Source organism: Paenibacillus sp. P4_A7 (assembly GCF_056402455.1).
Map to the genome: position 1 here is coordinate 1 of NZ_JBFUHJ010000356.1, position 5,817 is coordinate 5,817.

Below are 5,817 nucleotides of genomic sequence, written 5' to 3' on the forward strand. Positions count from 1 at the left end.
TTTTCCAAAAACCGATGATATCCTCTATCCATATTTTCCAAAAACCGATGATATCCTCTATCCATACCACTTCCAACAAATTGGCATAACGATCTAGACCGGGCTGGAATAGTTATTGGTGCCACTGGTCAAGAGTTCGATATCTCCTTCCAAATCAACCCATACTAATTGATCGCGCCCTTTATCAAAACTGATGGGTAATATGTTTAACATCGCGGGTATAATACTCTATTGATTAGCGTAATCTGCCCGTTTAGGTTAACGTTCACTATGCTGACTTATAGCTTATCAAATTCCACTCCGAATTTATTGAAGATGGCCTTGTATTTATTTTCGAATATGGTCCATCGCTTTTCTGTTCCGTAATTTTCCTGCAAAGCCTTCAAATAATGTTTAGCCGCTGCTACATCATTGGATTGTAATAGCAAATGAAAGTTCTCTTCACCCAGATGTAAAAATGGACCTGAAGTGTAATAATCAACAAGGGATCTGGCACTGGTCATAGTATCATAGAAATGAATAACCTCTTCTAATCCACTTAGCAGCGTTTTTCTTAAATCATCCATATTCGTATCAGGAGTGATTGAAAATCGATCTGGAACAGACTGGGCAATTTCCCCAATTCTTGCTCTGAAGTGACACTCCGCTTCTTGTGGTGCTGTCAGGATCTCTCTGGATTGTATCTGTGCCAAATCCGCTGCATAAATACCGCAGTTCACATAAAACATTACATTGTCCGCTGAATTGCCAGAGGATTTTTGGAAATTGAACATGTAGATGAGACTTTCTGTTATCTTATTGAAATTCAAACTCTTCTTTGCAAAGCCACGCTTGGAAAGGAACGGCTTTACGTCCTGCTTAATCATATCGTTAAAGAGCTGCTGCAACATGATCCCTCCTAGAAGATTACTATAGATTTTTTGTTTCAAATACGTATTTGTTAAGATTTTCGAAGATATTTTTTTTATTGCTACTTCTAAATACATACTAGCTCGCTATCCTGCCCGTTAGCTTAATAAAGAAAGGGAGCAGCTGCCGCAGCTGAACTGTAACCCGTAAGTTAAACGAGTAGTTTAAGTGTTGGCCATGTTTGCATCCATTTTTTGCTCGCCACTCGTGATAAGAAGTACTCTTGATCAGTAAAATAGGGGCTTTTTCGAACCACTAATTCAAATAAATCTTCTAGGCCGTGAGGAGCGATAATTTTCACGTGTTCATGATTATCAAGTGTTATCGCAACGGCAGTAGCTGTCTCCGGCCATCTTTTCATTGCCTCAGATACATTGCTGTATGGCGGATCACAGTTTCTAAGATGCATTCTGGCCTGATTTTTAATTGACCACTGATAATGACTAAATTGACTGTTTAATTGATATTCATGCTTCTTTTCCGTCTCTTCTGAAAGATCTGAAGGGTCGAAGTAGAGAATATCAACGTCATTTAATCCAGTTCGCTTGGAATAACCATGCAAATAATCCCATACATAATTCCTTACATAACCTGCAGCAATACACCAGTGCGACAGTTGTAAGTCTCGTACCATTTTGAGATCGGTATCCAGTCTATGATACGTACTCATTATTTCTATCAACTTTTTTTCTTGCACATAACTAACCACCTTATAAGTTGTATTCTATATTCGTTATATTCACTCAGATTCTTTAAAGGGTATCACGCAATTCAGCCCATTAATAAAATGAGCAGGCGACTGCCCGTTAGCTTAACAAAGAAAGGGAGCAGCTGCCGCAGCAAACTAGCCCTTATTTGTTCAACAAACGTTCCCCGTTAGCGTAACAGCTGTATTAGATCGTACGCTCGTTGTATCTCTCTTTTTATCTTAGAAACTGAATTTTTTTAAAAAATCGTATCAATCAACCATAAACCTGTTGCGGCAATAAAAACTGAGTATACAAAAACACTGGCGTACTTAAAAAGAAAAAGGAAGCCTTCTAATTCGGTAAGAGAAAACAAATACAAAATAATCACTGCAAATATTAGATGTGAGGCTAACCCCATGAGCATGCCCAGCATTGTTTTTATTACCTTCATTTTTAAGATAATCATGTCTGTAATTAATGAACACGGTACGCCTATTAATAAGCAACCGATGAATGAGTACATAAAATAGATGAAAAACGGGGCATAAGCATGAAATAGCACAAGAATCAACGAAAGAATTACTGCTGTGATTATACTAGAAATAATTTTCCTACCAATATCAAATTTCGTTAAAATTATAACACCACCCTTTTTTCACTTGAATGATAAATATAACTCGGTTACATCAAGTTACAAGGATTATAACCCTACTCCCTTCAAATTAAATAGTTCTAACAATTATAGTCCCCCTTCTATTCCACGCTCTACTGCCCGTTAGCTTAACAAAGAAATGGAGCAGCTGCCGTAGCATACTGCTCCTTATTTGTTCAACTAACGTTATCCGTTAGCGTAATGAAGAAGACTTTTTTCTGTACCTGAAATAATACCACCCTGAACTAAAAGCAATAACAATATGTAAAAGGTAAGGGTAGTATTCTATGCGTTTTCCCACAACTATAATCTGGTCGATTATTAAATAACTCCATATCAACTGATAAATAAAATTAGCAAGCAAAATAGGATTCCGTATTCGATGCCAGTCTTTAGAAAACAAGGCAAAACCAATGAATATTTGAATAAAGCACCACAGTAAACCTATTTCTGCTGATTCTAAATTCCATACTAACTGTAATACAGTCGGAAAATATAGTAACCCCATTGCTGTTGTTAACAACCCGAGAATTCGTATATTTTTGTCTTCCTTAATTAGTCTCCCTCCTTTTCATATTACAATTATACTCATCATTTATGATGATAATTTGAACATACTTGTTGCACATAACTGCCTGTTAGCTTAATGAAGGGTGAGTTCTAATCATTCCAAAAATCAACATCACCAGTTTCATACAATATTTTACCCTCTTTGTTCGTTGCCCGAATAGTAATAGGATTCTTCAATACATTGTCGACCAAGGAGTACCATATCGAGTATTCGCCATTTTTAATAATATGTGCTGTCTTGTCACTCTCACTAATTAAGAGGATCTGAGTTATTTCTGGATCTTTAACAACTCCATAAATCATATGAATATTTGATTCTTGTCTACTTGTTCCCTGCCAACTTAAGTTTCGATCTGTAAACATTAGACTTTTATTTATATAGTCACTCAATTCATATCCACGAATTTTTTTCTGTAGCAGTACGACGCTTAACTCTGGCTTATTAGTTTTATAAAACGCTATAGTCCGATCTTTATCTGCATGTATATGTATTAATTCACTGTAGCTCGAATCAAATTCTGAAATTGCTTTTTCAATTTGTTCATACAGAGGTTTATTTTGTTGTATTAACCAGAACAAGAGAATGAAAGAAATAAAAAAAAAGATAACGACAAACGGGATAAGAATTTTATTAATCTTCATTTTTCCTCTCCCCACAAGAATTGATATTAAGTTTATATTCGAAGAATGCCATCATATCACCTTTTTCTGTAAATAGTTTATTCAACTATTCTGCCCGATAGCACAACAAGGCTGCCGTTTCATGCCGGCAGCCTTGTTATGGTGATTGTTAAGCTATAGTTTCCCGTTAGTTTAACGAGAACGTTCCTCATTTAATTCTACCCTGATAATAAACAGATAGTTTTAGTCACCAATTCATTACGCAATCTAGAAACTCTACTTGATATCCACTTCGAAACGTTCTTTATATAGGAATGTCTTTTCTTTCGGATTATCTCCGCCTTCTTTTCCAGTTATAACATACGGTGTCACCGTTATTTTAGTAATTTGCTTATTCAGCTTTGGGAAACGAATATGACTGTTTTCAGAAAGGGTAGTTGCCGAGACAGGTTCTAGTTGAGTTCCATCTGAGTCTTGTACCTGAAAAAGCACATCAGAATCATATCCGTTAAGGATTTTGTAATTAATCCTTGTTGACACGGGGCTTAACTCCAAATTGCTAATCTGGATTTCTTGCCCGTTTTCCAATAAGAATGACTTGTTTATTAAAATAGTTCGTGTATCACCTAAGATTCGTTCAGCTGAGGTTTGAAGAGTAAAGCCCCAGTTACCCGCATGATGTTTACCTTTTTTGAGAAATTGCAAATCCTTGTAGACGATTTGAATATCTAGTTCACCTTCAATCGCTGTATCCCCTAAGTTAACAGCAGAAATAAAGGAATAAGTCTTGTCATCAATTTTTGTTTTGTTGCCACCACCGTTTCGGAGTACCTCATTACCATTTAAATAGACGGTTGGAAATGGAGATAGTACTTCTTCGAGGTTAATCGTATTAGATTGGAATGTACTGCTGATAATCAGTCGTCCTGTGTCTAAAAGCACTTCATTGAGACGAACATCAACTCCATTATCACTAACTGTTTGTCCAACTGTTGTTTTATAATCCGCTATTTGCTGTTCTGACTCTCCAACAAATATTTCAAGGATGCCACGTACTATCGGTATGTTTGATGCTATACCATAAAAAGCAGCCTTGGCATCCGTTTGGATTCCTGCATAGAGAAGTAGAGACGCACAAACCACGACCACGGCAGATCTACCTTGAAAAGGCTTCTTATTTCTCAATTTGTTTTTGATTCTCTTCTTAATGCGTTTTCTTTCAATATAATTCAATTCTACGCAGTTTTCATGTTCTGTCATATCGATTACAACTTCATTTAACATATCAAAATCGTTCTTCATTTAATCACCTCACAAAATGTTAGTCATGATTTACGTCTTTATAAACCGCTCTGAGCTTTCGACGGGCTCTTGATAAACGATTATAAATCCAAGATTGTTTTACTCCCATTTCCTCAGCGATTTCGTCTACACTGCTTTCATTAACATAATGCTTTATAAACAACTCTTTATCATTTTGGTTCAAGTGCGCCAGCAATCGTTCCATTTCGATGCTTATATCATCATTGATTTGATTCGCTGCATCCGTAAATTCATTAATATCCTTATCCTCTAACTGGTACTTTTTTAAAACTCTGTAATATTTCCGTTGCTGATCGATGGATTTATACTTTGATACTGCCACCACCCAGTTCTTAAAGGAATTTTTTTTCTCATTATACCTGTCAATATTATTCCAAATAGAGAACAATATATCATCCATACATTCATCACAGGCATCAGGTTGTTGAACATGTTTATGGATGATACTTTTTATGAGACCGCCATATATATCAATTAGTAGATACAGTGCTTTTTCGTTACGTTCACGTAATCCAATTACCAAATCCATTTCTTCTTTATTCATATCAATCCCCTTTTTCAAAATAGATGACACTTATTAATTCGTTTAATCAATTCATTTTCTATCAATGTTCCATATAAAAATAAAAAGTTTCCTTTGTGAAGGAAACTTTGATGAGTTTTTAACTAATTTCCCGTTAACATGACAAGAAGAAGGATCGCGATTACTATCTTTGTCAGAATTCTTTTAATGTTATTCGATAAATCCATTAGATTTCCTTTAACCCTTGTACGGTCGTTGCTGCGCTAACCTGCCCGTTAGCTCAACGAGGCTGCCGTTCTATGCCGGCAGCCTCGTCTTAGTGAATGTTAAGCTATAGTTCCCCGTTAGCGTAACGTCGACAGTGAATAAACTTTGGGAACAATACCCAACTTTTTATTGAAGTTGAGGAATTGGAGGGGCATATGCATCTCATTTTTCACAAAAGATCGTCAAGTCAGCAACTGCTCCTTCAACTGTTTTGAGTCCTTGCTCTGGATAATGAGATAAAATTTCAGCCACCGCTTCTATTA

Annotated in this window: 5 protein-coding genes; all 5 read right to left on the reverse strand. The window is 36.1% G+C overall.

Going from position 1 to position 5,817, the window contains the following annotated elements; translation table 11 throughout:
- Positions 1 to 278 precede the first annotated feature (278 nt).
- Positions 279 to 890, reverse strand: coding sequence for a DUF4304 domain-containing protein (locus AC1DWN_RS26050; RefSeq protein ID WP_477561802.1), 612 nt, complete (start codon positions 888 to 890; stop codon positions 279 to 281).
- A 170-nt stretch (positions 891 to 1,060) separates the two neighbouring features.
- Positions 1,061 to 1,606, reverse strand: coding sequence for a nucleotidyltransferase family protein (locus AC1DWN_RS26055; protein ID WP_477561803.1), 546 nt, complete (start codon positions 1,604 to 1,606; stop codon positions 1,061 to 1,063).
- Between the two features lie 1,304 nt (positions 1,607 to 2,910).
- Complete coding sequence (locus AC1DWN_RS26060; protein ID WP_477561804.1) at positions 2,911 to 3,462, reverse strand: hypothetical protein; 552 nt, start codon at positions 3,460 to 3,462, stop codon at positions 2,911 to 2,913.
- Between the two features lie 255 nt (positions 3,463 to 3,717).
- Positions 3,718 to 4,743 carry a DUF4179 domain-containing protein gene (locus AC1DWN_RS26065; RefSeq protein WP_477561805.1) on the reverse strand — a complete coding sequence of 342 codons (1,026 nt, stop codon included), beginning with the start codon at positions 4,741 to 4,743 and terminating at the stop codon, positions 3,718 to 3,720.
- 19 nt (positions 4,744 to 4,762) lie between these two features.
- On the reverse strand, positions 4,763 to 5,308 hold the full coding sequence (locus tag AC1DWN_RS26070) for a sigma-70 family RNA polymerase sigma factor (protein ID WP_477561806.1): 546 nt from the start codon (positions 5,306 to 5,308) through the stop codon (positions 4,763 to 4,765).
- Positions 5,309 to 5,817: the final 509 nt, after the last annotated feature.